Below are 16731 nucleotides of genomic sequence, written 5' to 3'. Positions count from 1 at the left end.
CCTCCTTTGGTTGATCCATCTGCTTTACTATTCAACATATGCCGCATCGCCCAAGTCTCGAACAAAAAATCACAGATAAAAATAATTGTTCAAAAAAAATAACTATAGAACTATTTCTAATCAAAAAGAACCTTTAAAACCACGGTAACGTGGATCTAAAGGTTCTTGCTTCAGCACACTATAATAACTTACATACCTGAACTGATCTTACCTATCTATGTGAATCAGGACTCAATCGGTAGAAAGCTCATCTTCAATCACAGGCTCAGGCTTGCGGTGAATCTTCACTCTCATTATGCGAAGCCTTGTTGCTTCCTCCACCTCGAAGGTAAGGTTATAAAACTCAATTTTCTTCCCTTTCACCGGAATGCCTTCCAATTCCTTAAACAGCCATCCTCCGATGGAATCTACCTCGTCGTCTTCAATGTTTACTCCAGTCAAATCATTGACATCCTCAATGAGCATACGACCGTCCACAGAGATGAAGTTCTCCTTGATTTCCACGCTTGGGCGTTCATCCTCAAACTCATCATAGAGATCCCCGACGATTTCCTCCAAAATTTCCTCCGCTGTCAGCAGCCCGGCCGTTCCGCCGTATTCATCTACCACGAGAGTCATTTGGGAATGTTTTTTCTGCATAAGGCGTAGCACGTGGCTCACTTCCATAGACTCCGGCACATTCAAAATAGGACGTACCACCGAAGCCAGATCCAGTTGTTCCCCCTGCTCAGCTAGCAGAAGATCCGTGATATGGACAAAACCGATAATCTGGTCTTTATCCTCAACCGCTACCGGGTAGCGGGAATGCTTGGTCTCGCTGATAATCTTGAGATTTTCCTTAAACGACAAATTCGTATACAAACAATCCATATCTGTACGCGGCAGCATGATTTCACGTGCAAGCAAGTCGGAAAAATCAAAAATATTATCCATCAGCTTAATTTCGTCCTTATCAATCACACCGCTTTTGGCGCTCTGATTCATCAATATACGAATCTCTTCCTCCGAATGAGCCGCTTCGGCTTCACTCGCCGGCTGAATCCCGAATGCACGCAACAGCAAGTTTGCCGCAGCATTCAATACCCAGATCACAGGTAGAAAGACCTTATAAAAAAGCAGCAAAGGCGCCGATAAAAACAACGCCACACCTTCAGTCTTCTGAATCGCTAAAGACTTGGGAGCCAATTCCCCCAATACAATATGCAAAAAGGTAATTACGCAAAATCCGACGACAACGGATATCGTTGTAATCAGGGTGCCGTCAGTTACACCGAGTTTGTGCATGAGTGGCTCTATCAGGTAGCCGGATATTGCTGGCTCTCCAATCCAACCCAAACCCAATGAAGCCAGCGTAATGCCCAATTGGGTGGCGGACAGATAAGCATCCAACCTTTGGTTCACCTTCAGCGCATAGCCTGCCAGGCGATGACCCTCGCTTTGGAGCTGCGTCAATCGGGATTGGCGCATTTTGACCAACGAAAATTCTGCGGCCACAAATACACCATTTAGAAAGACAAGCAGCAGTACCAAGAGGAGATTCACAGCTAGCAATCCCCAATGAAACTCGGTATGACCATCCAATACGAACTCCCCATTTCTATAGTTGTAATGCTTTTCTTGATTTAAAGTCTATTCCTTTGTAGTACATATCCGCTACGAGCAGGTTCGGTCCACAACAGGCAGCGGCATCACAATGACAGTTCACAGTCTGATTCAGCGGATGCTCATTCAGCCATTCACCAAAAATATCGTCCAGACTGTCTTCCTGAATGTTGCCGAAAGCCGGAATGTCTGCAAAATCCGTCACATACACGCTACCCGTGAACATATTCACATTCACACGGTTTCTTCCGTCTGGATCATTACGCACCGTAATATTCGGTTCCTGACGCAAGCGGCGAAGCAGTTTGCGGTCTTCTTCCCGATCCGAACAAGCAAAGAACGGTAATGTGCCAAACAACATCCACATGTCCTGATTACGTACATCCAGCAGCTTATGGATAGAGTTCCGCATGTCGTCGAGTGAAAGCACAGGCAAAGCAGAGGCAAAATTTGACGCATACATTGGATGAACCTCATGCCGTCGGCATCCCATTTCGTTGATCAACTGATGAATGCCCTCCAGCTTCGTGTGTGTCCGATAATTAATCATGGATTCAGCTGAAATGAACATTCCCATTTCACTTAATCTGCAGGCATTCTCGATCATTTTTTCATACAGGCGAACAGCACCCGCACGTGGGGTCGGCCGGCCTGTATTTGCAAAACCCACTTCATAAAAATCGTCCGCATTCAAATAGTTAAACGAAATATGCATCACATCTAGATAAGGAAGCATCTTCTCATATCTGCGAATATCTAACGTCAGATTGGAGTTGATTTGCGAGCGAATACCGCGCTCTTTGGCGTATTTCAACAGTGGAACGATCACTTCATCCACTGTTTTATCGAGCAAAGCAGGTTCCCCGCCTGTAATACTGATGGTCTCCAGATGCTCGACTTCATCCAGACGCTTCAGCATTAGGTCTAACGGAAGGAAAGGGACCTCCTTCATAACCAGCATGTCGCCAACAGCGCAATGCTCACAGCGCATATTACACAGATGCGTTACGGTCATTTCCACACTCGTAAGCAAATGACGACCATGTGTACGCAATGAGACAATCGGGTCCCACGGATCATAGGTTGGCGATATTTGGGGTAGCGTGTTATTTTGTAGAACTGTCATTATGTTTTCACCTTATTTCTATTATTAACCTCAAAAGACGTATAATTATCATATCATGATGTGTAAAGTGTCTGCATGCTTTCTTCCACATCATCTGCTAATCTACGTGTACTCCTCCGAAAGGGGCCACAGTAGCACCCAATGTATTTGTAATCATAACCGAGAGGGATATGGACAAATCCACATCATAAGGTGCTTTCACTTCCTGCCCATCCCGGTCCCTTACAATGCGAATGACGGGTCTTTGCGGGATTTTGGAATGTATACGCACCACGACCCCCTCTTCCCCCGTGTTGAGCACCACAGAGAGTCCCAAGGGGTAAATAGCCACACAGTCACGAAAGGCTTCTAGCATTCGCTGCTCATATAACGTTCCTGCCCCGGCGTACAGCACTTCCATCGCCTCATAAGGCAACAAAGCCTGCTTATATATCCGACTTGCTGTCATTGCGTCGTACGAGTCTGCCAGGCCGATCCATTTCGCATATTCGTGGATCTGGTCCTTTTTCCAACCGTGTGGGTATCCGCTGCCGTCAATACGCTCATGATGCTGTAATGCACAATGAGCCGACAACAAGGGAATTCCAGGTTCGTCTTTAAGCAGCTTGTAGCCGATCACCGTGTGTGTTTTCATATGCTCATATTCCTCTTCGGTCAATTTGCCCGGCTTATAGAGTACTTGAGGTGAAATTTTCATTTTACCGATATCGTGCAGTAGTGAACCTATTCCCAACTCCATCAGCTGATTGTTATCGTAGCCGTTGGAAATTCCCAGTACAAGTGAATATAGACATACGTTCAAAGAATGATGATACAAATCCTGATCCGCGGCCCCAATATCCATCAACATAATGACGGCGTCCTGCCGGCCTCCAATATCGTCCAGAATAGATTCCATCACCTTATAAAATGACTTGCCAAAATATTTGTGCTTATGATCTACGGAGTAGGATGACAACCCTTGAAATTGCTTTTTGATTTCCTGTAGCGCCGCCGCCCTTGTCTGTTCATGGATCATCTCAGGAATGACGATATCTTCTGTCACAGCATCCTCAATGTATACATATCCAATACCGACTTGGCCTAGACGTTCAATCAATCGCGAAGTAAGCTCAACACCTTCCGAGAGCAGCACCATTCCATTTTCATTGTATATTTTTTTGCCCAGCTTCATGCCGGCTCTCAATAATGTAATAGGTACCAGTCGCAGCTTAATCCTCTCCCGATTGTTTTGATACCTGAAGCCACCTAGCTGTAAAACATTCTTCCATCGCGCCCGGACGCTTCAACTCCATTTCAATCAAATCCCGTAAAAATTCTGGAAGCATAAATCGGAGATCTGTTCCGTTCGCAAGCACCTCATAACCTGCTTTGAAAGTGAACATATCCAACGTGCCCACTGTGTATTCCTCATGCTCTTCCAAAGGTTGACCTGCTACACGAATGTCCGTTACTTTTTCATAAGGAGCACGGCCAGGGTCATACTGAATAGCCAAGCCATCCACACACATCGTACCGAGCACTTTGCCTCTGAAGCCAAAGCCCGTCATAGGCTTGTCCGCAAATTCAGACAGCAAGGACTGCTCCAGCGCCAACCGAATATCGCTCCCCCGCAACTTCATAACACAGGCATTAATCGGTGAAGGGCATAAGGAATGCAGGATTCCTTTGCTGATATCCCCTTGAGGTAATGGGCCGAGCAGTTGTCCCGCGTTGACGAGGGCAATTTCTGTTCCTGTAAAATGGGACACCGATTGTGCCAGCATATTCCCGAAAGGGGATTCCTGATCATATGCGATCTCCAGTTTCCGATCCGTCACAGCAACCGTGCTCTCCATGGCGCGCTCTGCTTGTCTGCGATGCACCACAATGGCCGATGCCACTTTTTCGTCCAGTATTGTCAGATCCACAGGAACTACACCGCCTGACGTGACTCGAAACGGTTCGAGGCTATTGTTACGACTTAGCGTCACTTCACCCAGCAGCGTTCCGAACTTACCCGCCCCACATAAAGCTGTTTTCCCGATCCAAAGCGGTTCCTCCAGCACATGATGGGTGTGACCTCCAAGGATAACGTCAATTTCAGGAAATTGCGACGCTAACTTTTTATCGGAAGGTAGACCCAGGTGCGACATCACGACCAAAACATCAACCTGCTTTCTCAGTGCCGCGATCTGCTTCCCCAGCACATCAAACGGATTGAGCACATCCCAGCCCAGCAATTGATAAAACTCTACAAAAGGAGCCGTCACACCGAGTAAACCGACCTTGATTCCTGCTTTGTCTACGATAAGGTATTCCTTCATCCACGCAGGACTCATCCCTGTGGCACACTCAGTCATATTGCCACATATGACCGGACAATGAATGCCCGCATATGCCTGTTCAATCATATCCGGGGTAAAAGTCAGTCCCTCATTGTTACCGATCGTAATGGCATCATATCCTGTTAGATTCATCACATCCACATTTGCCCCACCTAGCGTTCCTTCCGTTTCGGGGGCCATCCGGTCCATGTGGTCTCCTATGTCAAGCACAAGTAGCGCATCCCCTAATGCAGCTCTTCGTTCATTAATCATCGCGGCTATCGAAGGCATACTGCCAAAATGACTATGGATATCATTGGTATGCAAAATGGTCAACGTTTGCCGAGTCGTCATCTCCATAACCGCCCTCCTCTATATTTTATATATCGACTTTGGAGCTTCTAATGTTTAAGCATATCATGTTATTTAGCAATATGGTACATATGGGTGGACATAGTCCTTAAGCTTCGCTGTAGTCTCTGGGCAATCTCATATTACAAACATAGTGAAAAGTATTGACGTTATCTACTGTAGGTATCTGATAGGAATCGGGTCCCTGGGACCTATTTTACAGCTTGGAATAATAGTAAATTAGTCGTTGTCATCCCATATAATTCTTGATATATTAAGTTTGTTTCGTATTTTCGACAAATTTACGACAATAAGGAGGTTAGCGCATGAGAGTACACGTTACCGATGCCAAGCCAGGAGATCGCCTCACATCCGATACATACAATGGGCACGGTGTACCTGTCATGGTTCAGGGCACCGAGCTACAGCATGACGATATTTCCAAGCTCATTATGCACGGTGTCGATTATATCGACATTGATGCCGGTTCTGCGAGCATTCCGGTTGACTTTGCCCCCGATGTTCCAGCTTCCCCCGAGTCCCTCAAACGTGCCGTTCCTCTCATGGAGCAGACGATCAGTGGCTTTGAAAGCATGTTTCTCGAAGCTTCCTCAACTGGAAAATTTGATGAATATCGAGTTGATGAGCTGTTCGGCCCTCTCGTTTCAGAGCTGGCTCGTCAAAAAGATGTCGTATCTCTGCTGTTAATTATGGAACGGGGAGATCACTATACCTATAATCATTCTCTCCAAGTAGGCGTACTGTCATATTACATTGCCACATGGCTTGGATATACGGAAGAAGAAGCATATGCCGCCGGTAAAGCTGGATATTTACATGATATAGGCAAGTCCATGATACCCGATGAAATTTTGAACAAACCGGATAAACTGACACCTGAAGAATTTCATGAAATGAAGAAACATTCGCTATATGGCTATGATATTATTCGCAATTCAACCAGCGATGAGATTTCTGCAATTGTCGCCTTACAGCATCATGAGCGTGAAGATGGAAGTGGATATCCCCATGGTCTGTTCAAGGAAGAAATTCATCCTTTTGCCAGCATAACAGCTATTGCCGACGTGTATAGCGCGATGATTTCCAATCGTGTGTATCAAACGAAGCAGGAGCTACTCACCGTATTACGCGAGCTGCACAGCATGAGTTTTGGACATCTAAACCCAGAAGCTACCCAAGTGTTCATCAGACACATGCTTCCTAATTTCATTAATAAGCAGGTTCTGTTGACTACAGGTCAGACAGGAACGATAATTCTGAACAATCCTGCTGATTACTTCAGACCCTTAGTAAGAATTAACGATGATGAATATGTAGATTTGTCTAGGGAACGCCATGTATCCATTGATGAAATTTATTTGGAATCCTGATCCGCTACTGCCTCCCGGCGTTACTTCGGTGGAACGAAATGTTTTGCCGAAGCACAGACTACGCGAATAAAAAGAGACTGTCCTTGATTCGTAGGTTCTTCTACGAAGGACAGCCTCTTTTTAAGTTACGGATATTAACCTTGTTACTATCTTTATTTATGGTTTAATCCTAAGTGGTAAGATCGTGTAGCCCTGGACTATGTTCATTAGGCAATTCGGGCATATACGGAAGAGGAAAACCCTCAGGAGGATCTATTACACTCAAATCCCCACCGTTTCTACTTGGAGTTTGCCCATTGAATATTTCCCCAATACGGGTAGAATCCAATCGAAAATTAAACTGCGCATTATGAAAGCCCATCTCAACATACTTCCGGCATTCTGGATACTTGTTAATATCGTAATTTGGAACCGGGAACAATTTTCCCCAATCAACTCCAAGTGTCTCTAACGCTTTGGCAAACGCGTTTTGATGAGCATTATCCCTCACAATCAAAAAAGCCAACGTTTCCCGGAATGTTTTGTTCGAGCTCATTTCGTAAATTCGGGATTTTTGCAGAACCCCTGTAGATTCGAGTACGAGATTATCAAGCAAATCACTAACCAGATTCCCATGGGAATAAACATAACTACCTAGCCAAGGATTCCCACTTGCATCAACAGGTAAGGAACTTTGGGCTCCCATAATAAAATGATGAGGATTTGCGTGTTTTATCGCCTCATCTAAAGGAGCATGATCCATTCCCGCATCGCCGGCTTGGTCTGCGCCTGAGCCAGTCAGAAGTTGATTTATAGTATGTTGGACCAGTTCAACATGACTAAGCTCCTCTAGAAAAACTCCTCGTATCAAATCCCTGTACTGCACAGCATTACCACGAAAATTATTACTTTGAAAGAAAAACTGCATCATAGTACGCATTTCTCCGAATCGACCACCTAACACTTCTTGAATCACTTTAGCAGCAGCGGGATCGGGCTTATCGGGTACTATTAAGTTAATTAAATCTTCTTTATAAAAATACAATTCAAATACCCTCCTTAGACTCTTCATTTTAAAGTGAAACATAGGCTTCCCTCTTTAATAATTTATATACAAACCAAACAAACAGAAAGTAAATATAAAGACCCGTGTCAGATTGTTGTGATGCTGCTCCTCGTTTTATTACATCTTGAAAAGGTTAAATACAGTTAGAATTCACTAAGCTGCTTTAGCTATAGGAGGAGTAAATATGTTTAGACATCAAAAAGAGTTGCAGTTTGAAGTGAAAGTAGAGCGCCCTGATCCTCTTTTTGCCCGGCAGGTACAAGAAGTTTTGGGAGGGCAATTTGGAGAAATGACCGTGATGATGCAATATTTATTTCAAGGGTTTAACTGTCGCGGTGATGAAAAATATAAAGATATGCTGATGGATATTGGAACTGAAGAAGTAGGGCATGTGGAGATGCTGTGTGCTTTAATTAGTCAACTACTTGATGGAGCTAAACCAGAAGATCAAGAACAAGCTGCAAAAGACCCTGTTACAGCTGCCATAATGGGGGGAATTAACCCACAGCACATGCTGGTCAGCGGTCTAGGCGGATTGCCTACTAATTCAAATGGAGTTCCATGGAACGGCTCTTATATCGTCGCAAGTGGCAACCTTTTGGCAGATATGCGATCCAATTTGCACGCAGAGAGTCAGGGTCGATTGCAGGTAGCAAGGCTATATCATATGACACAAGATGAAAGCGTCAGAGCTACACTACGGAAAATGCTAGCGCGTGACCGCTATCACCAGTATCAGTGGATGGCGGCAATCCAAGAATTAGAAGAGAAAAACGGTGTTGTGGTTCCGGCTTCTTTTCCCCCTGAGGCAGAACAAGAGTCTCAGCCTGAAGCTTATGAGTTTTGGAATTTGTCTGAGGGCGAAGAATCTAGTGAAGGTTTGTGGGCAACAGGGAGTGCGCCGGATGGAACCGGGAGCTATGTATACATCTCAAAACCAGTTGCCAAGGGACAAATCTATAATGCCAAAATACCAGCAACCGAGTTACATCATGACTTAGACCATAAAACTTCAGATAAATAAACAAGTGGCAGACGAGCTGTCCCAACATTAAAGAATTGCTTATTGGTGACACTGACCATAAAAATGTTACAAAAAATATATACTTAATATTCGAATAAGGCGGCTTATCATAAGGCATAAAATCATAGCCGATCATAAATCATGAAGTACAGAATTAATGTAAGTCTAAAAGCCCTGCCGACCAATTATGGTTAGCAGAGCTTTTTGATTTCAAAGACGATGCTCTCATTCTGTATGAGCAGATGTCTATAACAATCATTTGTGTTACCTCAGCTTCGGTCAAACCACCGTTCATTAAATAAGAGGTGCCTGAATCAATGTTGCAAAATTAAACTGGTGTACATGACCATCATTTAATGTAGTTTGGCCCGTAACAAAATGTACATGCTTACCATTTCCGACTGGAATAGCGGGCCCTGTTCTAATCCTTCTCAGATTATGAAAATGGTTCACGAAATCAGTTTTCGTAAGATCAATTTCATGGACATGACTTCTTCCAACTCGAATCGCTTGCCCAGTAACACCTGCAAAGCGGTGGTTATGTCGGTCTGCACCTTCTTCGGCCAGTTTGGTGCTACCTTCAAATTCATGTACATGTCTCTGTGTCTGCTTAGAAGAGAGGGTTTTCTTCTTCACTCCAGCTTTATTCTTCTGCATCTGTTGGCATGCCTCCTTATGTTTATGTCACTCACAACATCCTATTAAGCAAACATACATAAGTGCTAGGCAACTATCTGCAGTCCTAAGCATAATTTTTTTTGTAGTAGAAAGAAGGCTTATGGACTTAGGTATCACAGAAAAAACAAAAGAAGACGAACTTAAAAAGTTCGTCTCCTATACTAGCAGGAAATCCGAATCGGCATAAAATCGGCACGACTCGGATTTAACAAGCTTTAGAATACCTCAAGAGCCTTGTAATACCAAGGGTTACTGCGTTTTAACCGATACTACCTTCCATCTCGATTTAGATTAGGCGCAAACGAAACAGAAATCCGCTTAATTACAGGATTTATGTATTTCTGCGCACAGCTAAATTAACGATTTTTCTTTAGTCTTTAAAGCTTTCGGTATCATGGGTGGTATCACATTTTACCGAAAGCTTAAATTTTTCCTTCTATTATATATGCTAATTTTTTCGACTATTAAGTTCACCTCTCTTTTCCCGATCTAGTATCTCCTTCAGAACAATCTTTGCCCACAAGTCAACTAATCTCTGCGGTTCTGGATGCGGAACAGTTTTAATTACCGCTCTAATTTCCGCTTTGCATTTCTTCATCCTTACCTCACCTCTTTTCCTTTATGTATCTAGTACGATCGTTGTATAGAAAATAAACACTATGTATATTGATTCCCACAGCACGAACAGAATATAGCAGGAACAAACGTTCTTTATTCAAAATACAAAAACCCTGCTAAAATAAACCAGCAGAGTTTTTCACAAATATTTAAGGAGCTCAATCAAATTTTTTAAAATCTTAGTTATCTTTAAGACGCAAGAGCGCGTGAACTGTTGCAAGATAATAGTGAAACATCCATGCATATCAGACATCTTTATTATATTTACCCTGTTGCTTATCATTGTTATGCCTAATTTTACAAGTATTAACGATTTGAAAAATCATTCTATCATGTTCAGCGAGGGGAGTCGAACCCCTGTCCGAAGATAACGACACATAAGCCTCTACGGATGTAGTGACAGTTATGATGTCACCTGAAAAACTTACGAGTCCACCTCAATATTAGTTGAGGTATTAATTATCTCCACCAGTTAGTTTTCTAACAATTTCACCTATTAATTTAATACTATTATCCTTGAGACTAAAAATTGAATTAATTTTTACTATAAGATTAAAAATTCGTTCAACAGTACCTTTATCATTATTGTGTTCAATTTTCTCTCGATTCCAAATTAATGTTCCTAGCGTAGTTGCAACACTGTCAATAATACCTTGGGAGCCGTAAAATTTATATTTTAATAAAGAATCTCTAACATTGTTTAGTTGATAAATAAGTATTTTCTCTAGTTCATTCTGTAATTTACTGTTAATTATGAATTCTTCAAGTTCATTAACTTCTTTAAGTAACTCAAGAATTTTCTCATCCTCAACAACTTCTTCAGTACTGTGTTCAGATAAGTAGTCTGCACAATTCTCCAGTGAAATCATTAAATTGCTTGAAAAATGTTCTTTGAATTTATCCATACCATTATTACTAGTAAGTGAATTTGCATTAAAATAAATTTTAGAAAGACCTTCAGTGACCTTGAAGTGCACCCATTAGAATAGACATTGGAATAAACCCCTGGTTTATCCGATGAAATCTAAGGGGTGCATTTTTTATGCCGGCGAAAAAGGGAACAAAGTTTAACGAGTATACGTTTGAAACCAAGGTAGAGGCCATACGACTCCATATTGAAGAAGGTTGGACGTATCGTAGACTCATGGAGAAGTTTGGGATCGCAGATCGACATCGATTAAAAGAATGGATGCGCAAATACAAGCAACTCGGTGAATTCGGGCTCATGGACCAGCGAGGACGGCGTAAGGAGTATATCGACCAGGATAGGTATGTACAGAAGCTGAGACGGGAAAATGACATGCTAAAAAAGTGTTTGGAAATCTGGATACAGGAGATGAAGCACACAAATATATAACCATTGAGAAAGCTGCGAAAGACTATCCTATTAGCAAACTGTGTACGCTTTTCAAAGTCTCCAGAAGTGGATATTACGCCTTCTTAAAGCGTAGAGGAGCAGATCGAGATCGGGACGCGAAAGCACTTGTGAAGAAAGTGTATGAGCAGTATAACGGGGTCTACGGCTATCGCCAAATTCAACTATTTTTGCAGCACGATCATGGAGTCTGGATGAACCATAAAAAGGTACTCCGGCTCATGCAGGTCTTGGGAATCCGCTCACAAATTCGCCAGAAACATCGCTGCAACTATGCTTCCTCTACGAAAGGTCGTGTGGCGAAAAATCTGCTAAAACAGGATTTCAAGGCGGACAAGCCTAATCAAAAATGGGTCACAGATATCACGCAATATCGTGTGGGGGATTGCTGGCTATATCTGTCTGCGATTAAAGACTTGTTCAATAACGAAATTATCGCGTACCAGATGAGCCATAGAAATGATAACGAACTGGTTTTACAGACGTTTCGACAAGCCTTTAAACAGCAAAAAGACGTGACTGGCCTCATCGTTCACAGCGACCAGGGATTCCAGTACACGTCCCATGCGTACCATGACATGCTACCAAAGGTTGGCGCCCGGATCAGCATGTCTCGCCGAGGCAATTGTTATGATAATGCCTCGATGGAGAGCTTCTTCTCGCATCTCAAAACGGAAGGGCTCTACCCATATGATATCCGAAATATGGACGAGGCACAAAGGAGAATAGAAGAATATATTCGATTTTACAACCAATGTCGACCACAACGAAAGTTAAATAAGCTGCCTCCGAAAGAGTATCGGAAGCAGCTTATAGCCTAGGGTCTTTTTTCAGTGTCTATAAAATGGGGTCTTGACCAGACCATAGTGACCCCATCCGATAGTCCACCACTTTTCAGTGGGTACAGGCTTGTAGGCGTACAAGCGGCATCCTTCGAACGATTTAATTAAATCAATGCCAGCTTTTGATATTTTGCGCATTTGCATTACTTATCAGCTCCTTTGTCGTTATCGTTACCGCCTTTTCCCTTCAATACCTCAACAGCCTGCCGGATAACAGGAGGGATAGGTGCGCCCAGCCTTCCTCCGTTTTCGATGATCGATAGCAGTTCATTTGCCATATAGAAGTAGGCCACAGTATCCCTAAACAAGTGGCTATCTCCCAGCATACCGTCCACAAGATGCCCCACAGCAACCATTGCAAAGATGAATACCTTACGGGCAATACCGATCATGCCAACTTTGCTTTTTAATCCAACTGTTGCCCCTGCTGCTACACACCCGGTTATATAGTCAAAGATTACGAACACCAGTAATACGCCTAGCACACCAGACCAGCCACCAAAAAAATAAGCTCCTGCCGTACTACCAGCAGCAGTAAACCATTTAAATACTAAATCCAATCTATCCACTTAATTTCCTCCTATTTTGGTCAAAATTATGTTAAACAACAAAAAGAGCGCATCATATAACGCGCCCTGCATCACCTTATTAATAAGGGACTTTACCTCGGGCCAGCTCATTGCCGCCCTCAGCCAGATCGTTTATTTGTTGTTGAAGCGCACGTAATCTTGCACGTTTCTCCTTATTACTAATAGATTCATCGTTCTGCACAACTCTAACATCCTTACGAATTGCGCTCATTTTCTTGCTAATCTTGTTCAACTTTTTACGCAGCGAATCATCATACCAAGCAGGAGGCTTCCGTAAATCAGAATCATTATTTACTTGGTCTAGCTTACCCTTGTATTTGTAAAACTCTGTGCTGATATCGTTACTGAAAACCGGATCAGCGGTAACTTGTTGTGTCAGAGCATCCCCAAAGTCTCCACCAGGGGAGAAAAGCGGCTGACCAAACTGACCAATAAAGCCTGTATATTGCCGGGCCAGATAATCTAACTGCTTAGGACTTGTACCTGTATGCTCTCCAATCCATGTCGCGATTTTGGTCGTTTTGGCGTCGGTCTGTAACTCTGGTGATAAAGGTTGCAAATAGCCTGGAACAATTGGCGATCCAGAAAAGGTTTTGTTAGCAGCTAAGTCTGAGAGAGGACCAAGAATTGTCTCACCGCCTATCCCAAGCATCCTGTCAATTATTCCGCCCTCTTTCAGTGCCCCTTGTACTCCGGGCGGGGTGAATGTGGTACGGATACGGTCAGCAAAATCTCTAAAGGCTGCCGGATCATCGTCCTGAAACTTACGGAGCAGCCGTTCCGGCAAGTCCGAAAAGAGAGTACCAAGCTCCTGCGGTTTGGCGATCTTAAAAAATGTGCCATCCCCTTTAGGAATCAAAATAAATGAGTCCTTTACCCGGTTACTCAGCTTCTTGTAATTCGGATCATCATGGTTCCACATATAAGTTAGAACGCTAGGAATCGTAAGAGCCAGTACAGCTTTTGTGGTTGCCCTCACTGGATTGTCTTTAAAAACACGGGCGAATTGGTCCAACCCCTGAAGGGCTGCATTCATATAAGGGAATGCTTTATCCAAATCCCTTACCAGTTTGCCTCGCCGTTTAAAGTTAACCGTTACGTCTTGAGCTGCAAAAAGTGCTTTTTGAAGATCATCCGGGGTGCCACCTTTGCGTACTCGTTTAAACTCAGCTAGACGCGGCGCAGACTCAACCGCGTTTAGCGCGTTCTCGTAAGCGTAGTACAAGCGCGGTAGTAAATCTTTTTTCATATCTTTAGGTAACACCGCTGTTTTGCTCTGCTTCAGCAAATTTCGGTCTGCAGCAATAGGAGAACTATGACCGCCACCTAACCGTTTATACTGCTTGTATAGCTCACCATTACGAAGTATCTGAATGGATGCGTCGGCCAGATCCACCATGAATCTAACCGGGTTGTTGGTTGTTTTAGAAGCCACATATGCCTGTGGAATATCCCGGAACAGGTTACGTGTTAAGGAAAACACCGGGTTGGCTCCAGTAGTCAATGTCTTCATTTTATTTGTCAACCACCCGATTGCATCCATAACAGCATTGGCACCTTGCGGGCCAAGGGATGTAACCGCATCAAGAATCTGAGCGTATGGACTTTTACACGTACCGGATCGCCATCCATTAGCACACGCACAACATCGTCGGTGTCCAACCGATTACGATGTAATCGTGCATAGTCCTCGTCCAAGCTCTGCATAAATTTATCTAATCCGTTTGCCTCAAGGATTTCTCGCGCTACTTGCTCTTTAGCCATATCACGAGGCACAACAACAGTGGCCATATCCTTAAATGCTTCAGCGTCTTGGTTCAAGTTCTTAACAAACTGCTGCATGACTCGGTTACGCTTGGCCGTCTTCACATAGGCATCGACGTTTTCAATCGTAGCTTCAATCGGCGAAATGATTTTCTTCTGTGAACCGTCTTTGCTGTAGCCTTTGACTGGATTAGACTGATTGCCGTACCCCTGTTTAGCCTTTCCGCCAGCCCCGTTGCGTTTCTCCAGTGATGTGAAATAACGCTTGTTTGGTACGTAGTACGGATTCTCACGGAACCAAGCCTCTGCCATTTCTTTATTGATAACACCCGTATCTACCAGCCAAGTATTAACCAAGTTTTGATTGAATTTATACAAATTATCAGCAGTCTCTACAAACTCAGGAAACAGCCGCTCGTATTCATCAACAATTTTTTGCCCTTTCTCTGGCGTCCATTCCAGCTTATCAGCGAACACCTTTTCGCCACGATCCCACCGAGTGATGGCATGCTTATTGATAAGGTAGTCTTCAAAGTCTACATAAATGGTTTTACTGGTTCGTGAGCGTAGTTCTTCACGTGTGCCGCTTTCTACCTTAGGCGCGTTTTTCCCGCCGGGCAAAGTGGATAGAACGTCTTTTAACGAATCCCCCACTACCTCGCCAGCACTGTTGACCATCTTATCTGTGACAATCTGCTTTGCTACCATGTCCGAACCGCGAGCAGCTAGCCCGAGTTTGTGGGTACTCTCCGTTGCTTTCAATTCCCTACCAAGTACGTCCTCGACCATTTTGTCAAACTTATTCATAGAATGCAGATCGTCAACTAATGCAGTGTATAGACGATCAGCCGACCCCTTTAAGCTGCGAGGTTCACGCATTTGACGGGAGACCAATTGCGAACGGGTAGACGTGGAGAGCGAATCATACGGGTCTTTCCGGCTGAATGCCGAGATACCCAATCCAGTTTGCTCCTCGTATTGCTTTGGCAGGACATAATCCTCGTCCGGCTGGATAGGCGAATTCTCAGGTGCGACCGACTCCTGTCTCGCTCTCGCTGCTTCCTGCCGGGCTTGTCTTGCACGCATGAACTCAGGAACCGCTGGGTCGTTAATGTTGAAAGTTTCCTGCTTGTTAATTGACTTCTCGTTAACACGGGGTCCTGATCCTGAACTCTCTTGTTTTAAGCGGCTCGACACAAGTGGTTGATCCGTAACGTGTAAAGCTGGGTCGAGCTCCTGTACACCAGTACGCAGATTATCCCGAGCTGCTGTATAGGCTGCCACTTGTTCATCGAACCCACTTGTTTGTCTCCATGATGACACACGACCCGTTTCATCCATAAAACCTTTATCAACACGCTCTTTTGCCAGGTTATATAAATCCTTATTGCTTGGAGCCCAACCATTAGCCTGATAGAAATCTTGATACCACAGTCGATTTTGTGACGTGCGTCCAGTGCAGCCAATAACATCACCATCTGGGGTCCGCTGAAGCTGGCCTTGCGACACCCCGCCGCGACTGTCACGAGACTGTTTGAGGTATTTATACTCGTCAATCAATCTTTGTCCATATTGACTTTCCAGCTCTTGCAGACGTGAGTTAATCTGCTGTATCTCTCCACGACCTTCAGCAGCGTTTGCCATGTTCCGCCGCGTCTGTGGCAAGCCCTCAGGCAAATCGAACGTAAACGGATTAGCAATTGCCTCGTCACCAACTTGCTGGACAGATCGAGCCGTTGCCGAATTAATACGAGCGTCCTTTCTACCCACAGGCAGGCTGAGAATTTCAGACACTTCACTGTCAGGAATGCCGTTTTTCTTAAACAATGCGCGCCAGCCAGTTCCGACACCTCTGGCTACTACTTCCCCACCAGCTCCAAATGCTGCACCCATAGCGGCATTATGCACCATCTCTCTGCCCGTAGTCTCATCACGGTTGATGCCGATTGCTGTATTACCAACAGCTCCAGCAGCAGCCCCACTCAACACTCCACGAGTTAACTTATCCGCAGTCCCGGC

The 16731-nt window shown here is 44.2% G+C and carries 15 protein-coding genes; 4 read left to right on the top strand and 11 right to left on the bottom strand.

Going from position 1 to position 16731, the window contains the following annotated elements; translation table 11 throughout:
* Positions 1-231 precede the first annotated feature (231 nt).
* The 4 genes from MKY35_RS08055 to MKY35_RS08040 form a co-directional block, all read right to left on the bottom strand.
* Entirely contained in the window at positions 232-1581 is a 1350-nt protein-coding gene (locus MKY35_RS08055) for a hemolysin family protein (protein WP_029516594.1), read from the bottom strand.
* 16 nt (positions 1582-1597) lie between these two features.
* Complete coding sequence (yfkAB, locus tag MKY35_RS08050) at positions 1598-2728, bottom strand: radical SAM/CxCxxxxC motif protein YfkAB (RefSeq protein ID WP_342446081.1); 1131 nt, start codon at positions 2726-2728, stop codon at positions 1598-1600.
* 97 nt (positions 2729-2825) lie between these two features.
* Complete coding sequence (locus tag MKY35_RS08045; RefSeq protein WP_342446624.1) at positions 2826-3938, bottom strand: HD-GYP domain-containing protein; 1113 nt, start codon at positions 3936-3938, stop codon at positions 2826-2828.
* Position 3939: 1 nt separating this feature from the next.
* A complete protein-coding gene (locus MKY35_RS08040) occupies positions 3940-5394 on the bottom strand; it encodes a bifunctional UDP-sugar hydrolase/5'-nucleotidase (protein ID WP_342446080.1) in 1455 nt (484 codons plus the stop codon).
* Positions 5395-5711: 317 nt separating this feature from the next.
* On the opposite strand from MKY35_RS08040, the gene MKY35_RS08035 reads away from it, so the two are divergent.
* Positions 5712-6776 carry an HD-GYP domain-containing protein gene (locus tag MKY35_RS08035; RefSeq protein ID WP_342446079.1) on the top strand — a complete coding sequence of 355 codons (1065 nt, stop codon included), beginning with the start codon at positions 5712-5714 and terminating at the stop codon, positions 6774-6776.
* A gap of 169 nt (positions 6777-6945) precedes the next feature.
* Here the strand turns inward: MKY35_RS08035 and MKY35_RS08030 are convergent, their stop codons facing one another.
* Positions 6946-7800, bottom strand: a complete 855-nt coding sequence (locus MKY35_RS08030) for a manganese catalase family protein (protein WP_029516589.1) — start codon at positions 7798-7800, stop codon at positions 6946-6948.
* Positions 7801-8005: 205 nt separating this feature from the next.
* Here MKY35_RS08030 and MKY35_RS08025 point away from each other — a divergent pair, with 205 nt between their 5' ends.
* On the top strand, positions 8006-8845 hold the full coding sequence (locus MKY35_RS08025) for a manganese catalase family protein (protein ID WP_342446078.1): 840 nt from the start codon (positions 8006-8008) through the stop codon (positions 8843-8845).
* 294 nt (positions 8846-9139) lie between these two features.
* On the opposite strand, the gene MKY35_RS08020 is transcribed toward MKY35_RS08025, so the two are convergent.
* Positions 9140-9502: a YmaF family protein gene (locus MKY35_RS08020; RefSeq protein ID WP_029516587.1), complete on the bottom strand. Its 363-nt coding sequence runs from the start codon at positions 9500-9502 to the stop codon at positions 9140-9142.
* A 1094-nt stretch (positions 9503-10596) separates the two neighbouring features.
* Positions 10597-11046, bottom strand: a complete 450-nt coding sequence (locus MKY35_RS08015; RefSeq protein WP_342446077.1) for a hypothetical protein — start codon at positions 11044-11046, stop codon at positions 10597-10599.
* Between the two features lie 137 nt (positions 11047-11183).
* On the opposite strand from MKY35_RS08015, the gene MKY35_RS08010 reads away from it, so the two are divergent.
* Both MKY35_RS08010 and MKY35_RS08005 read left to right on the top strand, forming a co-directional pair.
* Positions 11184-11498 (top strand): helix-turn-helix domain-containing protein, encoded by a 315-nt coding sequence (locus MKY35_RS08010; RefSeq protein ID WP_025722639.1) that lies wholly within the window; start codon positions 11184-11186, stop codon positions 11496-11498.
* Positions 11453-12337 (top strand): IS3 family transposase, encoded by an 885-nt coding sequence (locus MKY35_RS08005; RefSeq protein ID WP_342444534.1) that lies wholly within the window; start codon positions 11453-11455, stop codon positions 12335-12337. The genes MKY35_RS08010 and MKY35_RS08005 overlap by 46 nt, the downstream gene beginning before the upstream one ends.
* 9 nt (positions 12338-12346) lie before the next feature.
* On the opposite strand, the gene MKY35_RS08000 is transcribed toward MKY35_RS08005, so the two are convergent.
* The 4 genes from MKY35_RS08000 to MKY35_RS07985 all read right to left on the bottom strand — a co-directional run bounded on the left by MKY35_RS08000 (position 12347) and on the right by MKY35_RS07985 (position 16701).
* Positions 12347-12502: a hypothetical protein gene (locus tag MKY35_RS08000; protein WP_342446076.1), complete on the bottom strand. Its 156-nt coding sequence runs from the start codon at positions 12500-12502 to the stop codon at positions 12347-12349.
* A complete protein-coding gene (locus MKY35_RS07995) occupies positions 12502-12927 on the bottom strand; it encodes a phage holin family protein (protein ID WP_342446075.1) in 426 nt (141 codons plus the stop codon). Before MKY35_RS07995 ends, MKY35_RS08000 begins: the two co-directional genes overlap by 1 nt.
* Positions 12928-13006: 79 nt before the next feature.
* Complete coding sequence (locus tag MKY35_RS07990; protein ID WP_342446074.1) at positions 13007-14461, bottom strand: LPD38 domain-containing protein; 1455 nt, start codon at positions 14459-14461, stop codon at positions 13007-13009.
* 8 nt (positions 14462-14469) lie between these two features.
* A complete protein-coding gene (locus tag MKY35_RS07985) occupies positions 14470-16701 on the bottom strand; it encodes a hypothetical protein (protein ID WP_342446073.1) in 2232 nt (743 codons plus the stop codon).
* Positions 16702-16731: the final 30 nt, after the last annotated feature.

This window comes from Paenibacillus sp. FSL L8-0638 (genome assembly GCF_038593075.1).
GTDB classification, from domain to species: Bacteria; Bacillota; Bacilli; order Paenibacillales; family Paenibacillaceae; genus Paenibacillus; species Paenibacillus polymyxa_D.
The sequence above is the reverse complement of the archived record's forward strand: the minus strand, read 5'-3'. Positions and strand labels throughout refer to the sequence as shown.

Excerpts from the sequence above, each read along its gene's own strand:
- yfkAB (WP_342446081.1), bottom strand. The coding sequence starts at position 2,728 with ATGACAGTTCTACAAAATAACACGCTACCCCAAATATCGCCAACCTAT.
- MKY35_RS08000 (WP_342446076.1), bottom strand. The coding sequence starts at position 12,502 with ATGCAAATGCGCAAAATATCAAAAGCTGGCATTGATTTAATTAAATCG.
- MKY35_RS08015 (WP_342446077.1), bottom strand. The coding sequence starts at position 11,046 with ATGGATAAATTCAAAGAACATTTTTCAAGCAATTTAATGATTTCACTG.
- MKY35_RS08040 (WP_342446080.1), bottom strand. The coding sequence starts at position 5,394 with ATGGAGATGACGACTCGGCAAACGTTGACCATTTTGCATACCAATGAT.
- MKY35_RS07990 (WP_342446074.1), bottom strand. The coding sequence starts at position 14,461 with ATGAAGACATTGACTACTGGAGCCAACCCGGTGTTTTCCTTAACACGT.
- MKY35_RS08020 (WP_029516587.1), bottom strand. The coding sequence starts at position 9,502 with ATGCAGAAGAATAAAGCTGGAGTGAAGAAGAAAACCCTCTCTTCTAAG.
- MKY35_RS08035 (WP_342446079.1), top strand. The coding sequence starts at position 5,712 with ATGAGAGTACACGTTACCGATGCCAAGCCAGGAGATCGCCTCACATCC.
- MKY35_RS08025 (WP_342446078.1), top strand. The coding sequence starts at position 8,006 with ATGTTTAGACATCAAAAAGAGTTGCAGTTTGAAGTGAAAGTAGAGCGC.
- MKY35_RS08010 (WP_025722639.1), top strand. The coding sequence starts at position 11,184 with ATGCCGGCGAAAAAGGGAACAAAGTTTAACGAGTATACGTTTGAAACC.